Annotated in this window: 23 protein-coding genes and 3 pseudogenes; 13 read left to right on the top strand and 13 right to left on the bottom strand. The window is 44.8% G+C overall.

Annotated features, from left to right (window positions below):
- The first annotated feature begins 121 nt into the window (after window positions 1–121).
- From KFO40_RS21595 to KFO40_RS21585, 3 genes and pseudogenes are all read left to right on the top strand, one after another.
- A pseudogene (locus tag KFO40_RS21595) lies at window positions 122–974 on the top strand (virulence RhuM family protein).
- Between the two features lie 16 nt (window positions 975–990).
- Window positions 991–1320, top strand: coding sequence for a hypothetical protein (locus tag KFO40_RS21590; RefSeq protein WP_005868780.1), 330 nt, complete (start codon window positions 991–993; stop codon window positions 1318–1320).
- A gap of 41 nt (window positions 1321–1361) precedes the next feature.
- Window positions 1362–1958: a recombinase family protein gene (locus KFO40_RS21585; protein WP_005868781.1), complete on the top strand. Its 597-nt coding sequence runs from the start codon at window positions 1362–1364 to the stop codon at window positions 1956–1958.
- 112 nt (window positions 1959–2070) lie between these two features.
- Here KFO40_RS21585 and KFO40_RS21580 read toward each other — a convergent pair whose 3' ends face one another.
- From KFO40_RS21580 to KFO40_RS21560, 5 genes are all read right to left on the bottom strand, one after another.
- On the bottom strand, window positions 2071–2469 hold the full coding sequence (locus KFO40_RS21580; protein ID WP_005868782.1) for a hypothetical protein: 399 nt from the start codon (window positions 2467–2469) through the stop codon (window positions 2071–2073).
- A 348-nt stretch (window positions 2470–2817) separates the two neighbouring features.
- Entirely contained in the window at window positions 2818–3228 is a 411-nt protein-coding gene (locus KFO40_RS21575) for a hypothetical protein (protein ID WP_005868783.1), read from the bottom strand.
- Window positions 3229–3404: 176 nt separating this feature from the next.
- Window positions 3405–4031 carry a RadC family protein gene (locus tag KFO40_RS21570; protein ID WP_005868785.1) on the bottom strand — a complete coding sequence of 209 codons (627 nt, stop codon included), beginning with the start codon at window positions 4029–4031 and terminating at the stop codon, window positions 3405–3407.
- An 881-nt stretch (window positions 4032–4912) separates the two neighbouring features.
- The gene (locus KFO40_RS21565) at window positions 4913–6121 is read right to left on the bottom strand and encodes a hypothetical protein (RefSeq protein WP_005868786.1); all 1209 of its coding nucleotides are present in this window, start codon (window positions 6119–6121) and stop codon (window positions 4913–4915) included.
- A gap of 203 nt (window positions 6122–6324) precedes the next feature.
- Window positions 6325–6498 (bottom strand): hypothetical protein, encoded by a 174-nt coding sequence (locus tag KFO40_RS21560; protein WP_224201638.1) that lies wholly within the window; start codon window positions 6496–6498, stop codon window positions 6325–6327.
- Between KFO40_RS21560 and KFO40_RS21555 the strand changes: the two are divergent.
- The 3 genes and pseudogenes from KFO40_RS21555 to KFO40_RS21545 form a co-directional block, all read left to right on the top strand.
- Window positions 6480–7739, top strand: a pseudogene (locus KFO40_RS21555) (IS1380 family transposase); the annotation flags it as partial. The gene KFO40_RS21560 and the pseudogene KFO40_RS21555 overlap by 19 nt on opposite strands.
- A gap of 114 nt (window positions 7740–7853) precedes the next feature.
- Window positions 7854–8246 carry a MobC family plasmid mobilization relaxosome protein gene (locus KFO40_RS21550; protein ID WP_005868789.1) on the top strand — a complete coding sequence of 131 codons (393 nt, stop codon included), beginning with the start codon at window positions 7854–7856 and terminating at the stop codon, window positions 8244–8246.
- The gene (locus KFO40_RS21545) at window positions 8243–9190 is read left to right on the top strand and encodes a relaxase/mobilization nuclease domain-containing protein (protein ID WP_005868790.1); all 948 of its coding nucleotides are present in this window, start codon (window positions 8243–8245) and stop codon (window positions 9188–9190) included. The genes KFO40_RS21550 and KFO40_RS21545 overlap by 4 nt, the downstream gene beginning before the upstream one ends.
- A gap of 21 nt (window positions 9191–9211) precedes the next feature.
- Here KFO40_RS21545 and KFO40_RS21540 read toward each other — a convergent pair whose 3' ends face one another.
- Window positions 9212–9871, bottom strand: coding sequence for a helix-turn-helix domain-containing protein (locus KFO40_RS21540; RefSeq protein ID WP_004329304.1), 660 nt, complete (start codon window positions 9869–9871; stop codon window positions 9212–9214).
- A gap of 23 nt (window positions 9872–9894) precedes the next feature.
- Here KFO40_RS21540 and KFO40_RS21535 point away from each other — a divergent pair, with 23 nt between their 5' ends.
- Window positions 9895–10083 carry a hypothetical protein gene (locus tag KFO40_RS21535; protein ID WP_005775886.1) on the top strand — a complete coding sequence of 63 codons (189 nt, stop codon included), beginning with the start codon at window positions 9895–9897 and terminating at the stop codon, window positions 10081–10083.
- A gap of 47 nt (window positions 10084–10130) precedes the next feature.
- On the opposite strand, the gene KFO40_RS21530 is transcribed toward KFO40_RS21535, so the two are convergent.
- On the bottom strand, window positions 10131–11030 hold the full coding sequence (locus KFO40_RS21530) for a helix-turn-helix domain-containing protein (RefSeq protein WP_004329302.1): 900 nt from the start codon (window positions 11028–11030) through the stop codon (window positions 10131–10133).
- A 130-nt stretch (window positions 11031–11160) separates the two neighbouring features.
- On the opposite strand from KFO40_RS21530, the gene KFO40_RS21525 reads away from it, so the two are divergent.
- From KFO40_RS21525 to KFO40_RS21510, 4 genes and pseudogenes are all read left to right on the top strand, one after another.
- Window positions 11161–11937, top strand: a complete 777-nt coding sequence (locus KFO40_RS21525; RefSeq protein ID WP_004329300.1) for an MBL fold metallo-hydrolase — start codon at window positions 11161–11163, stop codon at window positions 11935–11937.
- Window positions 11934–12602 (top strand): radical SAM mobile pair protein A, encoded by a 669-nt coding sequence (locus KFO40_RS21520; RefSeq protein ID WP_004329299.1) that lies wholly within the window; start codon window positions 11934–11936, stop codon window positions 12600–12602. Before KFO40_RS21525 ends, KFO40_RS21520 begins: the two co-directional genes overlap by 4 nt.
- Entirely contained in the window at window positions 12599–13474 is an 876-nt protein-coding gene (locus KFO40_RS21515) for a radical SAM mobile pair protein B (protein WP_004329298.1), read from the top strand. Before KFO40_RS21520 ends, KFO40_RS21515 begins: the two co-directional genes overlap by 4 nt.
- Window positions 13475–13966: pseudogene (locus KFO40_RS21510) on the top strand (sensor histidine kinase); the annotation flags it as partial.
- Between the two features lie 274 nt (window positions 13967–14240).
- Here the strand turns inward: KFO40_RS21510 and KFO40_RS21505 are convergent.
- The 3 genes from KFO40_RS21505 to KFO40_RS21495 all read right to left on the bottom strand — a co-directional run bounded on the left by KFO40_RS21505 (window position 14241) and on the right by KFO40_RS21495 (window position 16290).
- Entirely contained in the window at window positions 14241–14879 is a 639-nt protein-coding gene (locus KFO40_RS21505; RefSeq protein WP_007564634.1) for a recombinase family protein, read from the bottom strand.
- 241 nt (window positions 14880–15120) lie between these two features.
- Entirely contained in the window at window positions 15121–15957 is an 837-nt protein-coding gene (locus KFO40_RS21500; protein ID WP_005868798.1) for a virulence RhuM family protein, read from the bottom strand.
- Between the two features lie 3 nt (window positions 15958–15960).
- Window positions 15961–16290 (bottom strand): hypothetical protein, encoded by a 330-nt coding sequence (locus tag KFO40_RS21495; RefSeq protein WP_005868799.1) that lies wholly within the window; start codon window positions 16288–16290, stop codon window positions 15961–15963.
- Between the two features lie 286 nt (window positions 16291–16576).
- Here KFO40_RS21495 and KFO40_RS21490 point away from each other — a divergent pair, with 286 nt between their 5' ends.
- A complete protein-coding gene (locus tag KFO40_RS21490) occupies window positions 16577–17335 on the top strand; it encodes a ParA family protein (protein ID WP_005868802.1) in 759 nt (252 codons plus the stop codon).
- Window positions 17336–17339: 4 nt separating this feature from the next.
- Window positions 17340–17597: a hypothetical protein gene (locus tag KFO40_RS21485; RefSeq protein WP_005648607.1), complete on the top strand. Its 258-nt coding sequence runs from the start codon at window positions 17340–17342 to the stop codon at window positions 17595–17597.
- Between the two features lie 188 nt (window positions 17598–17785).
- Here KFO40_RS21485 and KFO40_RS21480 read toward each other — a convergent pair whose 3' ends face one another.
- Genes KFO40_RS21480 through KFO40_RS21470 form a run of 3 tightly spaced genes read right to left on the bottom strand, consistent with a single transcriptional unit; the run spans window position 17786 to window position 21105 of the window.
- The gene (locus KFO40_RS21480; protein ID WP_171030154.1) at window positions 17786–18922 is read right to left on the bottom strand and encodes a fimbrillin family protein; all 1137 of its coding nucleotides are present in this window, start codon (window positions 18920–18922) and stop codon (window positions 17786–17788) included.
- A gap of 45 nt (window positions 18923–18967) precedes the next feature.
- A complete protein-coding gene (locus tag KFO40_RS21475; protein ID WP_005868808.1) occupies window positions 18968–19888 on the bottom strand; it encodes a DUF5119 domain-containing protein in 921 nt (306 codons plus the stop codon).
- Entirely contained in the window at window positions 19885–21105 is a 1221-nt protein-coding gene (locus KFO40_RS21470; protein ID WP_008770283.1) for a DUF3575 domain-containing protein, read from the bottom strand. The genes KFO40_RS21475 and KFO40_RS21470 overlap by 4 nt, the downstream gene beginning before the upstream one ends.
- Window positions 21106–21374: the final 269 nt, after the last annotated feature.

Here is a 21374-nt window from a genome sequence, read left to right as displayed (position 1 = left end):
GTTTCTGTTTTATTAAAATAAAAAGGGAACAAATTTTTAAGGTAATACTTACGGAAAAAACAGACTTTATAACGTTTCTTTTTCGTACATTTGCAACAATATAATAAAAGCGAAACATATAATGGAGAAGCAAGGAGAAATCATACTATACCAACCGGATGAAGCTGTAAGGTTGGAAGTACGTTTAGAAGATGAAACCGTTTGGCTCACACAAGCGCAGATAGCAGAACTTTTTCAACGTGACAGAACCGTTATTACCAAACATATAAATAATGTTTTTAAGGAAAAGGAATTGGAAGAGAAAAGCAATGTGCATTTTTTGCACATTGCTAATTCCGATAAGCCTGTCAAGTTCTTTAGTCTAGACGTAATAATTTCAGTTGGATACAGAGTTAAAAGCGTAAGAGGTACGCAATTCAGGCAATGGGCAAATAAAATTTTAAAAGAATATTTATTGAAAGGTTATTCTATAAACCAACGGCTCAATGACATGGAATATAGAATGAACAATAGATTCTTCCAAATAGAGAAAACCATTGCTGAACATGATGCAAAGATAGACTTCTTTGTACGCACCTCATTGCCTCCGGTGGAAGGTATATTCTTTGACGGTCAGATATTCGATGCGTATAAGTTTGCTACAGATTTAATAAAGTCTGCCAAATGCTCACTTGTGCTTATCGACAACTATGTAGATGAATCCGTGTTACTCATGTTGAGCAAACGAAACAGTGGAGTATCAGCTACTATTTATACACAAAATAAACGCACAGCTCCAACTTGATTTAAACAAACACAATGACCAATATCCTCCCATTGAAGCTAGAACCTACAAAAGTAGTCATGACCGCTTCTTAATCATTGATAATACGGAAGTATATCATATTGGGGCATCGCTAAAGGATTTGGGCAAGAAAATGTTTGCTTTCTCCAAACTGGAACTTCCTGCCCATACGATAATTGATGTATTATGAAATAAGCTAATCACCCATGCGAGAAGCGGAAGAGAATATAAAATTCAAGATGGAAATTGACGTATTGGTTCCCATTCCACGTACTGTCACCCGTGATTTCACCAGTTTGAAGCACCTGCGTCAATGGCAGAAACGGAATGACATCGATGGTTCTCTTTACTGTTTTGCACACCGGGAATACCTGCTCAACGAAAAGGGAGAATGGGAACAATTTACCGTTATCGGCAAACAGGTAGTGACTATCGGAGAACTGGAAAGGCTTCTTTTGGCAATGAAGCAAAAGGGGTTCAACCAATACAGCCGTGAGGAATATGAAGAATTAATGTCTTCATATTTGAAAAAGTGAAGAATTAAAACCTTCATTACACATTTAAATACGAAAACAGGATGAAAATAGGATATGCCCGTGTTTCCACCAAGGAACAACATCTGGATATGCAACTGGAAGCGTTGAAGGCTGCCGGATGCGAGAAAATCTTCTCTGAGAAAATGACCGGACGTCAACAAAACCGCCCGGAACTGGATGCCTGCCTGAGCTTTCTCCGGGAAGGCGACACACTTGTCGTATATAAGCTGGACCGGCTTGGCCGTTCGCTGAAGAATATCCTTACGCTATTGGAAGATTTCAAGAATAGGGGCATCCAATTCACCTCACTGCAAGACAACATCAGTACGGAAGGCGCAATCGGCCAACTGATGAACAACATTCTCGGTGCTTTCGCTCAGTTTGAAAGAGACCTTATCTATGAGAGAACCCAAGAAGGCAGAAGAATCGCCAAGGAAAAAGGTGTCAAATTCGGCAGAAAGACACTTATCAACAAAAACAACATCGCCAAGCAGAAAAGCTGCATCCAACTCTATGAATCCGGAACGCCGGTAAGGGAGATACAGAAAATATTAAACATAGGCAGTAGCGGAACAGTATATCGCCTATTAAGAAGGAATGGAATTGCGCTGAAATCCGAGAACAAAAATAACAAATAACGAATAAACCTCTGCCCATCCTTCAAAGATGATTCTCAAAGATCGTCTGCAATTCCACCTCTCAGCAAGATTATAGGAAAGTCCCCTTCACGGGGACTGATTTTTTTTAATTTTAATACAATAACTCCATGCACTCCTGTACCGCTTTTTCCAATGCTTCTTCCAAACAACAAAAAGCGTCCGCATTACTTTCGGAGTCATACAACACATAATCTCCAGCCCTCACAACCACATGCCAGACCGCCACGTTTTGTTCTGTTTGAAACGTATATTCACGAGTCTGTATCATCCATTGGATACATGCTGCCAGTGTCGGGCACTCGCACATATACATCGGGGTATTCCTTCCCTCAATATCGGTGCGTAGCCTATCCTGTTTGTCATACCAATACTCACAAGGCACGTAATAGTATAATTCCTTCATCATAAGAGCTGTGTCGCTATTAACCAATCTCTCTTTGTTGATTTGTGTAATCAAATTTTCCATATTAGCATTATTTAAGTTGAACATCTGATTTATTCTTCAGCTAGATTCAAGACCTTTTCATTTTTTGTATCGGGAAGGTCTTTGGTCAGCCGACCTTTTTTTTGATGTCATTCCCCATCTGAGTTCTGAGCCTTTTTTCGGCATATCAAGGTCTGGATTGCAAGCAATAAGCCAAGTTTCACTTATGGAAAATGTCGGGAAGACACTTCTTCATCGTTATTTTCCATACAGTAAAGGCGCATGGCCGTAACTTGCCATTTGCGGAATCCCGAAACCTTTGCCGAGCAAAAAGCCGGACTCGGATCGGAGGAAAGAAGCCGGGGGAGGCAGCCCACAGAAAGGGCAATCCGATACAATCAAGAAATTAACCTGCTATACCCTTGTGCGAGTGAAATAATCCATCATAGACACTACATACCTAAGTAGTGGTATCAATACACCGATCACATATATCATAGCGTAGCCCAAAAGGACAAAAGGTAATGTTTTACGATAAAGACATGCAACAGCGAGCAATATAAACGAAAAAGAAAAGCCATAAACCCCATATTGAAAACCGGGTATCAACTCATAAACAGGTACGGGTTCCGGATGAAGCATGGCTCCGGCCACAATAGAATAAAGGCTGGTCAATAATATAAGCAGCGTATATAAGCAACTCTTAAGAATCCTGGGATCATTCCTTTTACAATAGAGAATCGTTCGGATATCACTTCTAAGAAACTCAATGCCCAGTAAGAGAGCCACCATAACGCCTGTATCAAAAGTAGAAAATACATTCATTCCGATCACCTTTGGCGCGAAGATATGTATTTATTCTGAAAAGCCACGTCTTTGCGTATTTTACGATGTCGCATCCGATAGTCCGGGAAGCATTTTTTTGGTTCTTTTTTGGGGTGACTGCCAAAAAAGAACCCCGAAGCCGAAATCCCGGGCAGACGGGATTTCTCCCGTCCACCTTACCTATTTTGCAATCTTCCCTCGTCCGCATAGCTATAATAGTTATTGCCTGCCACAATCACATGGTCAACCAAACGGATGTCTAATGTTTCAGCGGCTTTTTTAACTGCTTCCGTCAAGCGGTCATCCGCACTGCTGGGCTTGCGTGCTCCTGATGGGTGGTTATGTACCATGATAAAAGATACGGCGTTATAATACAATGCCTGCTTCATGATAACCCGTATATCCACAGGGGCGGTATTTATCCCGCCGCATGAGATACGGACTTTACGGATGAGTTTGGACGAACTGTTCAGCAACAGCACCCACATCTCTTCAGTAGCTATATCGCACAAAACAGGATGCATCATTTTATAAACATTATTGCTGGATAAAAGCGCAGGACTTTCAACTTGCCCTTCTTTCAGCCGTTTATATAGCTCAATCGCCGCATAAGCGACTTTTTTACGGCTGGGTGTTAGTGTTTCCAGTACATCAGACAAGCACAATCCTTCTATTTCCATCTGTTCATACTTATATTCTTCACGTTTCAGTTTCTCACTGTTCGTCAAGGTATAAATCAACTCGCTGTTTTCCATCACCCGATAAACGTCATTCACTTCAAATACGGTTCTCTTCGTTTTCATACTGCCAAAAATTAAAAGATTAATACTCGCAAACATCGCTTGTCGCCCCAACCATAAATTTTTCCTCAACTGATTGGGAACAGTGCATTGAAGAGAAAGCGGGAAAGACGGATCAGAACGGGATTGAACTGGTAAATACTACCTCCCGGAATGGGAGGATGGAGATTTGGCTTTTCAATATCGGGCGTTCCGGCCACGCCTACCTTCGCAATGTTCCTATCAGTTCAGGAAAAAATCATCATACCTCTCTTCCGGCATAGCCGGAGCGTAGAGCGTTAGGGATAGCAGGGAAAAGCCTGGAGGGTAACGAGGACTTGCAACGAATAGCCCGGTCAGAAGGGAACGCCCTGAAAAACTAATTCGGATACAGAAGATGAACAGAACCGCCTTCCAATCATATAAAAAAGCGTGAAAATCAACACATACTTCCGAAAAATCTTTTTCCGAAAGTACGTATAGGGCATGTGAAGGGAAAATTTATTTTCCCAGTCATTTCTATGTTATCGCTTTGGGGATATTTAAAGGGGTTAGGAGTTTAGGTCTTTATTATGTATTTTGGTGGATGGTTTTACACAGCCGATACCTTTTATTTAAAAATTTCTCTCTTTTATTTCACTGATATACCGACATATAAAAAAAACAGGGATTACCTATTCCCTTCATTAACGGGTGGACGGTTTTACACAGCTGACAAGTGAAACCGGACGCTTTTACACAACTAAAGCAAAAGGAGTGGACGGTTCTACACAACTAGAAGCAACAAACGGGACACTTCTACACAACTAAAACAGGCAAAGCGGATGACTCCACACATCTAATCACCCCAATAGGGACACTTCTACACAACTAATTCTATAAAAAACCGTGAAACGTGGACGGTTCTACACAGCTGGATCGTCCATGTTCACCGCCCCGTCCGTCTCCGGAGATATGAACTCTTCAGGAGCAGGAGCAACTTCCGTTCCATTGGCACTCTCCAACTCTTCCTGTGCCCATCCTTCCGGAAACCTGCCGAATACAGCCACGAAATCACTGATATATATCTGTTTCTTCTTTTCTACGCTTTCCGGGGAGTTTGCCCATAAAAGGAACTCTTTATACAGTCCGGCATCTTCCTCCACCTCTTTGATCTTCTTCCTCCTGACAGCCATATCCGTGTCCGGGTAGGCAATCTCGACATACAGCCCAAGCAGGTTCTTATAGAATTTCTTCACCACGACAGCATATTGTCCTTCATCAAAATAGTGCAGCGTATGCCTAGGAAACGAGAACAACACGGTATATGCCCATCTCTCATGATCGCCTTTCACAAAAGAGAAATTGAAATTGGTATATTTCAGGTAAGTATTCATCTTTTTCAGTATCGAGGCGACCTTCTTTTTCCGGTCTTTGGGTTCGGCAATCTCTATGCCGAGCTTTTTAGCCAGCTGATCGACTGTCAGCACATAAAAAGGAGCCTCATTCTTGGTGGTCTTATACTTGATCAGGTAAACCATCTTGGAAAGTTCCAGATAGAAATAGCGGTAACGGCTGGGCAGGCTACGGTAATCCTGAAGTTCCAAGAGGTTATAGAGCGAGAACATGAAATTCTTTATCTCCGGGCTTACCACTGCCGAGTACAGCCTTTTCGTTGACTTCTTCGTCTTGAAATCGGTCATTATGTCGAAACGTTTCAAGATCTGCACGAAATTATAGGATGTACGGCCATCCTCGCCAATGGTCGGATAGCAGAGGTTCTCCAATCCCAGTTTATAGAGAGCCGCCTCAAAAACCGTCTCGATAGGATGGCTGATTCTCTGTCCTGCCGTGTCGGTACATACATATTCCGGCTGCATATTCTTTCCGAACATGGCCGCGAGCTGCCGGCTATCCAGCTTGCGCTGCAAGTTGGTACGGTCATACCCCATCTTACGGCAGAAGTCTTCTACGGAGAACCAGGAAGTCCCGAACAAGTCTTTGAGGTGATAGCTGCCCAGGTATATGATCAGATCGAGCATGACATTTCCACCTGCCTCATACAACCGTTCAATCAGCACGGAATTATAGCTTTCCCCAAGCACCCTAGGGACACGAATCAGTTCTTTTGCCATGATAATACTTACAAAATCAATCCTTTCTCTGTTTTCATTGCCACAAAGATAGGCATACCGGCCAACATACGCGTCATAATTATCAATCAGTTTTAACGGTATGACCGGTATGGGAAAAGGAGAAGTACTTTCCTGAAGAATGCTTTATCCGCCCTTCATCAGAAAGAAAGCATCTTACACCTGTACCCCATAGACATCCTATATTACTTTTTCAGTTCTTCCGATAAAAAGGAACGGTCTATCAATACTTGCACCAATGGTTTCTCTTTGACAAACTCATCAAGCTCACGCTTTATCAATTTATTGCCCAACCCTATGCGTCGTCCAAATTCCTCGAAATCCTTCCGCCCTACCTGATGAGCAATTTGACTCCACATTGTCATCTGTAATCGACTCAACCCTCGGTCTAAGGTGTAGATCGTTAGGTTATCAGTACAGCGAAATCATCCGTTCTCTCATGAGTATCTACTTCTGTGGTGGCTCATGTATTGAGGATGTCACTACTCATTTGATGAACCATCTCTCGCTTCATCCGACACTTCATACTTGTAGTTCTGATACTATCCTCAGAGCGATAAAGGAACTGACGCAAGAAAACATCTCATACACATCAGATACGGGTAAGAACTACGATTTCAACACGGCTGACACTCTCAATACTTTACTGCTCAATTGTATGTTTGCATCTGACCAACTGAAAGAGGGTGAGAAGTATGATGCAAAGCCTACATACAAGAAGTTCTCTGGTTATCGCCCTGGCGTGGCGGTTATTGGTGACTTGATTGTTGGCATTGAGAATAGCGATGGTAACACAAAAGTTCCATTTCATGGCACGTTTTCTCGCCATGGCAGAGCTTAAGTAAACTTAGCTCTGCTCATCTGGCTTAACGAAAACCTTCGTTTTCATCAGAAGGACACGCTGAAGAGGTTCTTTGAGAGATTTGAACAGAACAGGCTCACTATCAATCGTTTCAGAGCTGATTGCGGATCATGTTCCGAGGAAATCGTGGAGGAAATAGAGAAACACTGCAAGTCCTTCTATATCCGCACTAACCGCTGCAGTTCGCTCTACAATGACATATTTGCTCTCAGAGGCTGGAAGACTGAGGAAATCAATGGCATTGAGTTTGAATTGAACTCTATCCTTGTTGAGAAGTGGAAGGGTAAAGCATACCGACTTGTGATTCAAAGACAGAAACGGATGGATGGTGTGCAGGATCTTTGGGAAGGAGAATACACATACCGTTGTATCCTGACTAACGACTATGAATCTTCCGTAAGAGAAATTGTCGAGTTCTATAACCTTCGTGGAGGAAAGGAACGTATCTTTGATGATATGAACAATGGTTTCGGGTGGGACAGATTGCCCAAATCCTTCATGGCCGAGAACACTGTGTTCCTTCTTCTTACAGCACTTATCCGTAACTTCTACAAGGCCATTATCCAAAGACTTGACGTAAAGAGGTTCGGACTCAATGCAACAAGTCGCATAAAAGCGTTTGTCTTCAGGTTTATCTCTGTACCAGCCAAGTGGATCAGGACATCAAGGCGGTATGTGCTGAATATCTATACCTGTAACAATGCTTACGCAGATATTTTTCAGACTGATTTTGGATAACGCCTACAACTTATGGGTATGATACTGCGTATTGTCTCAAGTCGCATTGTGGGGTAAGGGGATGTTGTAGGCAGAAGTGGGTGTTTCTGCCTCAATTTATCTGATAATTCAGTAATGAGAGGACGTGTACACGCAAGAAGGACGTTGAAGGGCTTAGTTGCGGATTTGAGGCAGGTAAGAAAATACAAAGAATTAACAGCAACCGAGAAACTGAAATACCGTATCGCAGTGAAAATGACGGCAGCCGACTACTTCCGCCTGCTGACACGATCGCATGAGGCGGGCGTATCACCAAGCGAGTACATGAGGGAATGTTTCCGTAACGGTCATGTGAAAGAACGGCTGTCGGAGGAACATGCCGGATACATCCGCCAACTCTGCGGCATGGCTAACAATCTCAACCAGCTTGCGCGTAAGGCAAACGCCGGAGGCTTCCACGATGAACGGTGGGACTGCAAGGTGGCAGTGGCAAGGATTCATGAACTTATAACCAAGATAGGGATATGATGGCGAAAATCGTAAAAGGAAGCGACTTCAAGGGTGCGGTGGATTACATCATCGACAAGAAGAAGGATACGCAGATAGTAGCAAGCGAAGGCTTGTTTATGGAAAATCTGGAAACTATCGCCATGAGTTTCAATGCCCAGTCACGGATGAACGATAAGGTGACAAAACCTGTCGGACATATCGCGTTGAGTTTTTCCAAAGAGGATGAGTTACGGCTGACGAACCGTATCATGGCAGGCATCGCGCTTGAATATATGGAACGGATGGGAATCAAGAATACGCAGTTCTTCATCGCCCAGCATTTCGACAAGGAGCATCCGCACGTGCATATTGCTTTCAACCGCATAGACAACAACGGCAATACCATATCGGACAGGCACGAGCGTCTGCGCAGTACCCGCATCTGCAAGGAATTGACCTTGAAATACGGCTTGCATATGGCTGGCGGAAAGGACAATGTCAAACGCAACCGCCTGAAAGAGCCAGACAGGACGAAATATGCGCTTTACGACATCATCAAAATGGAAGTCGGCAGATGCGGCAACTGGAACGTGCTTATCGCCAACCTGAAACGGCAGGGAGTGGAAGTACATTTCAAGCATAAGGGGCAGACCAGCGAGGTGCAGGGTGTTGTATTCTCCATGAATGGCTACCATTTCAACGGCTCCAAAGTGGACAGGCGTTTCAGTTATTCCAAGATTGACGCGGCTTTGCAGCACAACAGATGCAGGGAACGTATGGGAATAACAGCCGGAATATATGAAACGGCTACACCAAGCGCACCGTCCGGCACGGCACAAAGCGAGTTGTTCAACGGCTCTTGGGGATTGCTAAAAAGCAGTGGCTCATCTTATAACACTGCTGATGCGGAAGCCAATCAGGAAATGGTGGATATACTTCGCAGAAGGAAGAAAGTTAAGCGCAAGAGAGGTGTTGGGTTCTAATATTCTGTACTAATCCAATTCTCACGACACTTGCGCTCTATATTCATTCGGAGTGTAACCTACCTCTTTCTTGAACAGTCGGGTAAAATGTTGCGGGTACTGAAAACCGAGATTATAGGCGATTTCATTAACGGTGTCGTCTGTAGATGCAAGTTCCGTCTTGGCTATTTCAATAGACTTGTCATGAATGAAATGCAGGGCGGTTGAACCTGTTTCTTTTTTCAATAAATCACTGAAATAGTTGGGCGAGAGGCAGAGCTTGTCTGCACAATACTGTACAGTGGGCAAGCCTATCCGTTTAGCAGCCCCATCATGGAAGTATTCGTCAAGCAACCGCTCAAATCTTGCGAGGATGTCTCGGTTTTGGTTGTCGCGTGTGATGAACTGACGGTCATAGAAACGTGTGCAGTAATCAAGGAACGTCTTGATGCTGTCTGTGATGAGGTTCTTGCTGTGACGGTGTATCGGATGGTTCAATTCATATTGAATCTTGTGGAAGCAATCCATGATGATTTGCCGTTCTTCCACACTAAGGTGCAATGCCTCGTTTGTCTCGTAGGAAAAGAACGAATATTCACGCATTATCCGCCCGAGAGGTGTATTCCGCAGCAGGTCGGGATGGAACATAAGCAGGTAGCCATCTGGTTGGAACTGCATGCCGTCATCTTCCGCACCGAACACCTGTCCGGGCGCGATAAATATCAGTGTGCATAATTATTCCTAAGTCTGTGAAACCGGAACGCATGAAGCAGAATCTCGACATATTAGACTTCACCCTGTCGGCCGACGACATGGCACGGATAAAGACGCTGGATACCGACAAGCCTTTCTTACTCGGCTCGCACGAAGATCCAGAAATCGTAAAATGGTTCATGCAGTACAAAAACGCCTGAACATCAACAACCATATTTCGATAGCCGCTATCGACTATATTAAGAAGTTATTCGTATATGCCTTTATTGTAATCCGTCATGTACTGAGTAAATGTTTTGCCTGTTTGCTGTTTGAAGAAGCGCATGAGATGGCTCGGATCAGAGAAATTGAAATCATCCGCCATTTCACTGACAGTGCGGTTGGAGAATAGCAATTCGTTCTTCAGTTCCTCAAGCAGACGTTGTTTTATCAAATGGGTAGCTGATACTCCGAATTGGGCTTTTACTGAGTTATTGAGTGTGATGCGACTGACATGAAGCATGTCTGCATATTCCTGCACCCGCTGGTGGGTGCGGATATTCTGTTCCAACAAGTCCTTGAACCGAAAAGCGAAATTGTTTTTAGCAATTTCAGCGGGCAAGCAATAGGCGGCAGCGTATGTACGATTGATAATCAGCAAAAGATAATATAGTAAGGAAACAATGATATTGTACGTATCGGACACTGGATTCATCAGCTCATACTTAATCTTTCCGAGCAGCCGCATATATTCCTTCATTTCGTCATGTGTGGCATTGATGTAAGGCGGCGTATCTGTCTGGTAACAATACAAAAGGCGAAAAACGAAGAACTTGTCGGCGATAAAAGTACGCATGAAATCTTCGCGGAATATAAGGAACGTGTAATCCAACGCCGTCTCATCTACATGCCACTCTTGTTGCTGATGGGGTGAAAGCAGGAGAACCATGCCGTCGCGCAGTTCAATCTTGCGGAAGTTCAGTAGCAAATATCCGTTTGCCTTACGGAAAAAGTAGAAGCTGAAGAAGTCTGTCTTAAACCGCTTGTTTTCTGTCAGCACAAGTCCGATGTCCTTGTTTATGGCAGTATTGATGTAAAAATCCACGCCGCAGCGTGTCTTGTTGAACGGTACGCTGACCAGTCGATCAGGGTTGATTATCTCGTCCATATCCTTGTCGTTTTTGCAAAGATAATAATTTCATTTATCAAAATGGCATAATTACCGTTTTTTCAGGCATAGATGTTTCGCCGGATTCTTCCGAACTTTGCACCCGTAATCAATAACAAGACATATAGTCATGAAAAAGACATCTACAGTACAATTGGTGCGCAATGCCACCTTGAAAATCAGGTATGCGGGACACACCATGCTAATTGACCCCGTTTTAGCCGACAAAGGCACTTTGATATCGGCCCTCGGTGTGAATAAAACACCGAGGGTACACCTCACCATTCCTATTCAGGATATTATCGGAGGCGTGGACATGGTGCTCCTGACCCACAATCACATCGACCATTACGAGCCGAGTGTCCCCACACATTTGCCCAAAGAAATTCCTTTCTACGTTCAGCCCCAGGACGCGGACGCCATCAGAAACGACGGATTTACAAATGTGATACCCATCGAAGAAATAAAAACAATAGACGGCATATCCATTTACCGCACGACCGGACATCATGGTTTCGGGCAGATCGGGCAGATGATGGGACCTGTATCAGGTTATGTGCTAAAAGCCGAGGGCTTCCCGACCGTTTATATAATGGGTGACTGCCGATGGGAAGCATGTATCCGAGACACCGTGGAACGGTTCAATCCTGACTATATCGTGGTAAACTCCGGAGGTGCAATCTTTCCCGAATTTTCCAAAACGGACGGTCCTATCATCCCCGACGAGAACGAAGTGATGCAGATACTTGACGAATTGCCTTCGCATATCAAGCTGATAGCCGTACACATGGATGCCATCGACCATTGCCAGACCACCCGTGCAATTCTGCGCAATGAGGCAACGCATCACGAAGCCGACATGAGCCGGCTGATTATCCCGGAGGACGGAGAAACAGTTGTGTTATGAGTGTCTGCATTAAATCCCTGATAAAAAACATGAACATAGTGGTAGGGTGCACTATAGGATGCCCTTACTGCTATGCCCGTAACAACTGCCGCCGTTTCCACATTACCGACGACTTTTCCGTGCCTGAATACATGGAACGAAAACTGCGCATCATCGATACGTCCCGTCCTCATGTGTGGCTCATGACAGGAATGAGCGATTTCTCCGATTGGAAGCCTGAATGGAACGCAGAAATTTTCGAGCGGATCAGCAGCAATCCCCAGCACGCCTATATCTTTCTGACGAAGCGCCCTGACAAAATCAGTTTCTCCTCTGACGACGAGAACGTATGGATGGGCGTGACCGTTACGCGCAGTTCCGAGAAAAGGAGGATTGATGATTTGAAAAAGAATATCAAAGCACGACACTACCATGTCACGTTTGAACCTCTCTTCGATGATATCGGCGAGATTGATTTCGAGGGAATTGACTGGATTGTCATAGGCACAGAGACCGGAAACCGAAAAGGAAAGTCATATTCGCGCCCCGAATGGGTGCTTAGCATTGCAGAACAGGCAAAGGCTCATGGCATACCGGTGTTCATGAAAGAGGATTTGCTGCCGATTATGGGCGACGAAAGAATGATTCAGGAATTGCCGGAACAATTTACCAGACGAATACAATGAATATGGATACAATAAAGGAAATAGATGTAAAGAGTGTAATGACCAAATCCTCTCTGCCGGTGGGAGGATATTCGGTCAACCCTTATGTAGGGTGTCCCCACGCCTGCAGGTATTGCTACGCATCGTTCATGAAACGGTTCACCGGGCACACCGAGCCGTGGGGTACGTTTTTAGATGTAAAAAACTGGAAGCCGATAACGAATCCTCATAAATACGACGGTGAACGTGTTGTAATAGGGTCTGTGACGGACGGTTACAATCCGTATGAAGAAGAATTCCACCGTACCCGAAGGCTGCTCGAAGAGCTGCGAGGAAGCGATGCCGAGATTATGATATGCACAAAGTCCGATCTTGTCCTTCGCGATCTCGACCTGTTGAAGAGTTTTCCCAAAGTGACTGTGTCATGGTCTGTCAATACGCTCGACGAGCAGTTCTGCGCAGATATGGACAACGCCGTAAGCATTGAACGCCGTCTGAAAGCGATGCGTCAGACATACGAGGCAGGTATCCGCACCGTATGCTTCGTCTCGCCCATATTCCCCAGAATAACAGACGTAAAGGCAATAATAGAGGAGGTAAAAGATTATGCTGATTTAATCTGGCTTGAAAACCTGAATTTACGCGGGCAGTTCAAAGGCGGGATAATGACGTATATCCGTGAGAAGTATCCTGACCTCATACCGCTTTACGAGGAAATTTACAATAAAAAAAGGCTTGAATACTGGCAGGCATTGGAGCAGGACATTTCAAATTACGCCAAGGAGCAGGGCTTCCCGTATCGTATAAACGATCTGCCATACGGACGCTCGGAAAAAGGCAAACCTGTCATCGTAAACTACTTCTACCACGAAAAAATACGATTGACAAAATGAGGCTATGCCGGACTGATGCAGAAAAGTTGTAGCGCGGATAAAAGCACCATGTATGTGGATAATATCCGGCAATCTTCCGAGCGTATGCGGGAGATGCTCAACACGCTGCTGGATTTCTTCCGTCTGGACAACGGCAAGGAGCAACCCAACCTTTCCCCTTGCAGGATTTCCGCAATCACGCATATTCTTGAAACGGAGTTCATGCCCATTGCCATGAACAAGGGGCTGACTTTGATAGTGGAGAGCCACACCGATGCGGTGGTTTTGACCGACAAGGAACGTATCCTGCAAATCGGCAACAACTTGTTGTCAAACGCCATCAAGTTCACGGATAACGGTAGTGTATCATTGGCAGCGGATTATGATAACGGTTTGCTGAAACTTATCGTTGAAGATACCGGTACGGGCATGACCGAAGATGAGCAACAACGAGTATTCGGTGCATTTGAACGTCTTTCAAATGCCGCCGCAAAAGACGGCTTCGGATTAGGCTTCCTGCAACCAGCCGTTATCCAACAGCCGGGTTAAATGCGTCCTCCCTATCTCGGCCGTCCCTTGCAGGACGACACAGCGGTCTTTCTCCTGGAGCTTTCTTAATTCCTCCAGTGAAGCCGCCATTTTCTCCGCCATTGTTGCCATAACCGTTTTTATTTAGATTCTGATTATTTTCGTGCAAATACTCGTTTTTAGACACGTGTAAATACTCGTTTTTAATTATGTGCATTTACTCGTATTTGTTGCAAAAATACAATATTTGTTCCGATAATCAGCTACTAATGAAGTCTTTTTTTACTTGTTGTATCGTCGAAACGGCCTTTCCCGTGAGCTTCGCCACGTTCCGGATCGAGTAGCCTTTCTTTAACAAGGCGATCGCCTCCCGGTATTCCTCTTTCCTCTGTTCGGCCGTTTTCCGGCTTCCCGGCTTCCGTCCCAGCCTGCCCCCTTTCTGGATGTACAACTCCCGTCCGCTATTAAGGCGGTCGATGATCCCCTGGCGTTCGATCGCGGCCAGTTCCCCCAACAGGGTAGTGATCAGAGAGGACAAGGGGTTTACCGTCTTGTCCGGCCGTAACGTTTCCAGGTTCAGGTTTTGAATATACACGCATATTTTATGCGTGTGCAGCGTATCGAGTGACTTTAGGATCTCCAGGGTTGAACGCCCCAGGCGTGAGATCTCGGTCAGCAACAACATATCCACCCGGTTCTGCGGATCTGTGCAGTATTCCAGGCAACGGCTTAAAACCGGGCGTTCGATATTGGCCTTTCGTCCGCTTATCTTTTCCTCAAAGACCGCCGTCACCTCGTACCCCCGTCCGGCTGCGAACCTCTCCAGATCGACAACCTGCCGTTCGGTCGATTGCCTGGCCGACTGCGAGCTTACACGTGAATAAATAACCACATTCATCCCTTTTGCTTTTGTTCTTCCTTATCTATTGTTTTAATCACCTTATCCACCTCTTTCAAGGAGGCATTATTTCCGGATCTATCCAAAAAAGAAATTCGCTAATTAACCTATAATTACTATCTTTGCATTGTAATGCTTGGTAAAGCCTCTGTTATCAAAACACGTAACCAAGTCAAGGATATACCCGTTCATCAAGAACGGGTTTTTCTTTTGCGACAGCCCATTCATAAGACAAAGGATATTATAACAGGTCAGTAATCACAGCCGCCGGAATATCCAGCTTTGAGAAAGCGAACATCTTTTTCCCCAGATCCTTTAACGAGGCTCCGATATGGTACACGTCCGTTTCATCAACGATCAGGAAACGGTCGTGACTGTCCCGGTACGTCCTGATGTCGATAGGTGGGTACTGGCTGTTATGCCTGTCAAGATCAAGTTGGAGTTGCTGCGTGATACGCTGGGTGTAAATGGTGGCCGAGACACCGACGCTGCGTTTACTCAACATGAGCAAGACCGTTTCGTCCACATAGTTGTCGATAAGCACGATCGAACGCCTGGCCGACTTTACCAGATCGGTAGCGAACTTGTACGCATCGAAAATCTGGCCGTTATAAAAAATGCCTTCGACCGGGGGCAAGGCAGTACGCACAAAAAAATCTATCTTCTCGGTATGTTGAGCGACAGTCCTTTCAAGTTCTGACAAACGTTTATTAATGGAATACCCTTTTAAAAGATAGTCCTTTAAAACCTTATTCGCCCATTGCCTAAATAAAATACCTCTTTTACTATTGACACGAAACCCAATGGATATGATCGCATCCAAATTGTAATAAGTCAGATTGCGCATCACTTGCCGTTTGCCTTCCTGTCGAACTGTTCGGAAATCCCGAACAGTTGAACTTTCCTCTAATTCTTTCTGATCATATATGTTTTTTATATGCTCGCTTATATTTGCTTTGCTGGATTGAAAAAGATCCACAATTTGCGCCTGTGTCAGCCAAACGGTTTCATCTTCCAGCCTCACTTCCAACCTGACCGCTTCATCCGGCTGGTATAATATGATTTCTCCCTGTTCCATTACTTATTTACCTTTTCTTAATTCATCAAGCCTCTGCATCGCACCGCTGAACTTCTCACTAAACATCATATCATCGGGCAAAACAAACCAGGTGGGAATACCTCTCGACTGTGGATTACCTATACATTCATCTTGCCCGTTCTGTTTGCGGTAATCGTCCCATTCACTATAAGCGATATTCCAACGAATACCTAATTTATAGGTATTTTCCCATTTAATAATAGCCAGTGAATAGGCCGGATCATCTTTGCCGTCATAAATCACTTCTACAACTTCAACCACCCCTTTAGGGGAATTTATAAACTTCGGATTTTTATACGAATAAGTGCTCATGTCTTTTATTTTTTATTCATAGCACACAAAGATACTCAAAACAAATATATACATATATACATACGTATGATTAACGTATAAAAACATTTATGGTTATTCTAATCTTTGATTAATTCCGGTACAGAAACAAAACGTACCGAAAGACGGAAACAGGATTTATTTCGGTACGCTTCCCCGATCGGTACAAAAAACACGCAAAAAACGAAAATACTACTTTTAGTCTTTTAGTATATTAGTATTTTGACTATATGTTGCGGACATGACAACCATTTAAAAAACTGAATTTATGAGCAAAGCAAAAGTAATCTCCGTATTGAATCACAAGGGGGGAGTAGGAAAGACCACAACCACGATCAACCTGGGCGGTGCGTTACGTCAAAAAGGGTACAAGGTTCTTTTGATCGACCTTGACGGGCAGGCCAACCTGACCGAATCGCTGGGCTTCTCTGCGGAGCTTCCCCAAACGATCTACGGTGCGATGAAAGGCGAATACGACCTGCCGATCTACGAGCATAAGGACGGCCTTAGCGTCGTTCCCTCCTGCCTGGATCTCTCGGCCGTTGAAACGGAGTTAATCAACGAGGCCGGACGGGAGCTTATCTTAGCCCACCTTATCAAGGGCCAAAAGGAGAAATTCGATTATATCCTGATCGACTGTCCCCCCTCGCTGTCGCTGCTCACGCTTAACGCACTGACGGCCTCGGATCGGTTGATTATCCCGGTTCAGGCTCAATTCCTGGCAATGCGTGGAATGGCCAAACTTATGCAGGTCGTCCACAAGGTGCAGCAACGTTTGAACTCGGATCTTTCGATAGCCGGGGTTCTGATAACCCAGTACGACGGAAGAAAGAACCTGAACAAGAGCGTTTCGGAACTGGTACAGGAAACATTCCAGGGCAAAGTGTTCAGCACCCATATACGCAACGCCATTACGCTGGCCGAAGCCCCGACACAAGGGCAGGATATTTTTCACTATGCCCCCAAATCTGCCGGGGCAGAGGACTACGAAAAGGTATGTAACGAACTGCTAACAGAAATAAAGTAACCATATGGCAAAGAAGAACGATTTAAAAAACAGTATGTCGGCCGGGCTGACCGGGGGATTAGACAGCCTGATCCAATCCACGGCCGGGCAAAAAGAGGCTCAAAAGCCGAAGAAAGCGAAAACCGTGCATTGTAATTTTGTCATGGACGAAACCTATCACCAGAACTTAAAGCTGATCGCGATCCGCAAAGGCGATTCGCTAAAATCGGTATTGCAAGAGGCTATATCTGACTACTTGGATAAAAACAGTTCCCTGCTATAACAGCGTATCGGGAATATACAGGGCAAACACTCCACAAAAGAAATTCTCCAGGAAAAAGGTACGCAAAAAGCACCCCTACACATCAAAAAGTATATTGAAAATGCGATTCCCTATAAAGAACCCGTTGGCGGGATTAATCTTGCGTATGTTTAACCTGCCAACGGGTACGATATTGATAAACTTTTTGTTTAAGGTTTAACGTTTACGTTGCTATTTGCATCAACCCAGCCTGTTGTCTCTGCATCAAACTGGATCGGATTCAACACAGCCTCTCCCTGATCAGTATAACCACCACCGAAAATCAACGTGTAGATATGACGCTTGCCCGCTACCCATGTATCTCCGAACGGAACATAAATTGTTCCGTAACTATCTGCTGAACCCAACAGATAACCTCCGGACTGCTGGATTTTGCAGGTGATCGACAGGTAACATTGATGCGCACCGTCGGCTTTTATCTTGGTATTGGTGGCTTCTTCGGAAACTTTCCATGCTGTCAGCTTCTGTGGTATATTCAGCATAGGAGTTTTTTCGGAAATATCGGTAGCTGTGGTATTACTATTGACCTCGATGAATTTGCCTTGCACTACGGTAATAAAACCTCCTCCTGTAGAGCTTTCAGGCCAATCACCCACAGCCCAACTTCCCGTTCCATCGGCTGTCGCAGGCAATGTGTAGACGCCGCCCATTTTTACATTAAAAATCTTGATGTCCTTTATATTCACCTGCATGTTATCGTATTCGGTCTTTGCTTTGAATACGACCTGTGACAGAATATGCTTGAAGTTAAATTTCACTACTCCGTTGTTCTTGTCTTTTGTCTGGCCTTTGGCTATGGCATACATCACGTCGTAGTTTTCATGAGCATTGATACCAGATCCATACTCATCGGAGCAGGAATAAGTTATCTTTTGAGTATCCTTGGTGGCTTCCCACATATAACTCCACTGCATGGCTTCATCAACCGTTCCGGGATTGAATGCGTAAAAGTCCAAAGCCTCGGTAGGCCAATAACGAAGGTCGCTCGCATTTTTATAATCCCACTTACCATTATTGTACACGATATTCACTCCGTCATGTCCAAAATCCGTGTCTACCTTTCCCATGAAGGCAGTACCATCCGCCGTAAAAGCGAACACGTCGAAATCGGTGTTCTTCAAGTTGGTGTTGGTAGTAGGGGTAGCCCTCGTTTCCGCCGCATTACTTAACACGTTAAAACCAATCGCATTCCGTGAGGAGGTTTCCACATTCGCAATCTCCTCGTCTGAGCAACCCATGAGTAGAGCTCCAAAGATTGCCCAAAGCATTACTGTACTTTTTTTCATAAATAAAAATAAATCAAATTGATACATATAATTAATAAACTCATATTACAACACTATATCCATATTCACATCATCCCAATCATCAACGTCCACATCAAATCCCGCACCGTCACTTCCCGGCTCGGATGGAACCTCATAATCAAAATTCAACACCAGATGCACATCACCGACATGCCCCACTACCGGGACATCATGCACTTGGCCGCTCACGTCCTGTTCCAATACAGACATGCTGCCTGAACGGTTCTTGAGATACAACCGGAAAACATTGGGCTCTCCTTCAAGTGCGGAATGTCCAAACGTATAGAATCCGCCTATAATCTGATTCCGTGAAACCATTCCATCAAAGAGCAGGCTCTCCGAAAGACCGGCGGGCAAACTGTCGGCGGACATGTTAAGCGAGCCGGACATGCCGGAAAGAGCGGCCCGCAAATCCGCCACCCTATCCAGTCCCCGAAGACCGTTCACCTCATACGTGTAGTGACATACCATGTTTACGGGAGTCAGCCGTACTATCTCCGCGCTTCCTCCCGGAATGTCCTTGAGGATAACTTCGTCTATATGGTCGCCACACAGCCAAGGTGGGGTGACAGCCATTGTCCGGTTATCCGGCGACTGCACATCACGCGTATCGGCAGTAAAAAGCGTGTAACTGCCGTTTTCTTTCCAAACCATCCCGTCGGTATCGTAGTTGAAGCAAATTACCCGGTAATCATTCTCGGGAAGCTCCACTTCCCCATCCTCTCCTCCGGGGAAATCAAATATCCACGTGTTGCTTTCATCGTCGGTCGGATAAAATACGACCCTCATGCCTTCAGGCTTGTCATGATTGGAAATCTTGGTCCAGTCGAATATTACCCGCACCGTGGCAAAGTGCGGATGATCGTAACATAAATCCTTATGCTCACAAGCCGTCAGTCCTATCCATAAAAATATGAACACCAGACTAAAGCGTATCCGTATCACTGCCTGCCTCCTTTCTTCCGGCTATAATTCCCCCGCCCGATCAACCACACCAAAGAGATACCCGCCTTGGTCGGGCCGAACCAGCGGCGGTTTTTAGTGGTCTGCCATACATAGTGACCGTCCAAAGGGATGTACTCCTTGTACGATCCTCCAAGGTAGCCGATTCCCAACGTGAAATCCACATTGAACCGATGTCCCACAGGTAACGAGTAGCCGTAAGCCACGCCTCCCCCGTAACTCCATTTATCCCCCAAGTAACCTTTCCCACCCAATTCGAAATCATAGGTGACGATCTGCCCGTACAATCCGACATGATGCCCGGAAAACGGTTTTTCCACCGCTCTCCGACCGAACCAGCGGCGCAACTCCACATCTCCCCCATAGATACGCCAATAATTATGCTTCCGATCACTTTTCCACCAGGCATACATCCAATTCCCGGCCACAGACCAGTTCTTCCCCAAACAGAACTCAACCCCGATGTCAGGTATCAAAACAGCGTCATAAAGCAAGTTTGTTTTCACCGCCATGCAAAACGGCCGTTTCTTTACCGGAGCTATGACGGTAACGGTATCACGGATGCACAACGTATCACGTGTATGTATATATACCGTATCTCTGACGGGATTTATCGGATCACTATCATAGCATATTTTCACCATCGACGAACGAAGTTTCGGAAAATGGAATTTATACAAATATGAGTATGGCCTCCCCCCTTTCAGTCTTTTCAGTTCTCCCCCCAAATAAGGGCTGTCCTGGTTTTCCAAACGGACGATCTTCTCCAACAAACGAAGGACATCCTCCCTCTCCGGAACATTCACATCCGCTCTCACCATCGTTATAAGTCCGTTCCAGTCGCTTCCCGAAAAATGAAAATCCTTCTCCAATACCGGAATCTTTATATAAGGTGATATATACCGCCACAAAACCTCTGCTCGTTTTTCAGACAGCCTTCCATTCAACAGCCCCCCTCCTTCCGGGGAAGCTCCTCCTATTATTTGAATTTTCCTGATAAGACGGACGGAGTCGTTCAATGCGGAACAGATTTTAGCAAACCGCTCCATCTCGTTCCCATTGTCAAGTAAACATGTATCTATATTTACCTTTCCTTGATGAAAATAGATCCTTACCGAATCACGCTTCTCCTGAGCGGATATTTCTCCGCTTATACTCAACACGAGCACGAACAATACACATTTAATATAAAAAAACATCTTTTCGTCATTTAATCATTTGTTAATATGACAATCCAAACCCAGGCTTTTACACCCCCTGAATTTCAACCGCTAAAGATATGCACTTATAAACCAACCTCCAAAGCAAAAAACAAGTATTTTAAACTTATAAATACTTAAAAAGACAACCACACAACAGCTACAACACTTACCACAGCAGCCAATCACGCTTACACAACAATTAAAAACACTTAACATCATAAAGAAAAGTACTTAAACATACAAAAAAAAAAAAAAAAAAAAAAAAA

The organism is Bacteroides sp. 1001302B_160321_D4 (assembly GCF_015667765.1).
Classification (GTDB): domain Bacteria; phylum Bacteroidota; class Bacteroidia; order Bacteroidales; family Bacteroidaceae; genus Bacteroides; species Bacteroides xylanisolvens.
This window is presented reverse-complemented; position numbering and strand designations above follow the sequence as displayed.

Coding starts and splice junctions, on each gene's coding strand:
- KFO40_RS21590 (WP_005868780.1), top strand. CDS start 991: ATGCGAGAAGCGGAAGAGAATATAAAATTCAAGATGGAAATTGACGTA.
- KFO40_RS21585 (WP_005868781.1), top strand. CDS start 1,362: ATGAAAATAGGATATGCCCGTGTTTCCACCAAGGAACAACATCTGGAT.
- KFO40_RS21580 (WP_005868782.1), bottom strand. CDS start 2,469: ATGTTCAACTTAAATAATGCTAATATGGAAAATTTGATTACACAAATC.
- KFO40_RS21575 (WP_005868783.1), bottom strand. CDS start 3,228: ATGAATGTATTTTCTACTTTTGATACAGGCGTTATGGTGGCTCTCTTA.
- KFO40_RS21570 (WP_005868785.1), bottom strand. CDS start 4,031: ATGAAAACGAAGAGAACCGTATTTGAAGTGAATGACGTTTATCGGGTG.
- KFO40_RS21565 (WP_005868786.1), bottom strand. CDS start 6,121: ATGGCAAAAGAACTGATTCGTGTCCCTAGGGTGCTTGGGGAAAGCTAT.
- KFO40_RS21560 (WP_224201638.1), bottom strand. CDS start 6,498: ATGTGGAGTCAAATTGCTCATCAGGTAGGGCGGAAGGATTTCGAGGAA.
- KFO40_RS21550 (WP_005868789.1), top strand. CDS start 7,854: ATGAGAGGACGTGTACACGCAAGAAGGACGTTGAAGGGCTTAGTTGCG.
- KFO40_RS21545 (WP_005868790.1), top strand. CDS start 8,243: ATGATGGCGAAAATCGTAAAAGGAAGCGACTTCAAGGGTGCGGTGGAT.
- KFO40_RS21530 (WP_004329302.1), bottom strand. CDS start 11,030: ATGGACGAGATAATCAACCCTGATCGACTGGTCAGCGTACCGTTCAAC.
- KFO40_RS21525 (WP_004329300.1), top strand. CDS start 11,161: ATGAAAAAGACATCTACAGTACAATTGGTGCGCAATGCCACCTTGAAA.
- KFO40_RS21520 (WP_004329299.1), top strand. CDS start 11,934: ATGAGTGTCTGCATTAAATCCCTGATAAAAAACATGAACATAGTGGTA.
- KFO40_RS21515 (WP_004329298.1), top strand. CDS start 12,599: ATGAATATGGATACAATAAAGGAAATAGATGTAAAGAGTGTAATGACC.
- KFO40_RS21505 (WP_007564634.1), bottom strand. CDS start 14,879: ATGAATGTGGTTATTTATTCACGTGTAAGCTCGCAGTCGGCCAGGCAA.
- KFO40_RS21500 (WP_005868798.1), bottom strand. CDS start 15,957: ATGGAACAGGGAGAAATCATATTATACCAGCCGGATGAAGCGGTCAGG.
- KFO40_RS21495 (WP_005868799.1), bottom strand. CDS start 16,290: ATGAGCACTTATTCGTATAAAAATCCGAAGTTTATAAATTCCCCTAAA.
- KFO40_RS21490 (WP_005868802.1), top strand. CDS start 16,577: ATGAGCAAAGCAAAAGTAATCTCCGTATTGAATCACAAGGGGGGAGTA.
- KFO40_RS21485 (WP_005648607.1), top strand. CDS start 17,340: ATGGCAAAGAAGAACGATTTAAAAAACAGTATGTCGGCCGGGCTGACC.
- KFO40_RS21480 (WP_171030154.1), bottom strand. CDS start 18,922: ATGAAAAAAAGTACAGTAATGCTTTGGGCAATCTTTGGAGCTCTACTC.
- KFO40_RS21470 (WP_008770283.1), bottom strand. CDS start 21,105: ATGTTTTTTTATATTAAATGTGTATTGTTCGTGCTCGTGTTGAGTATA.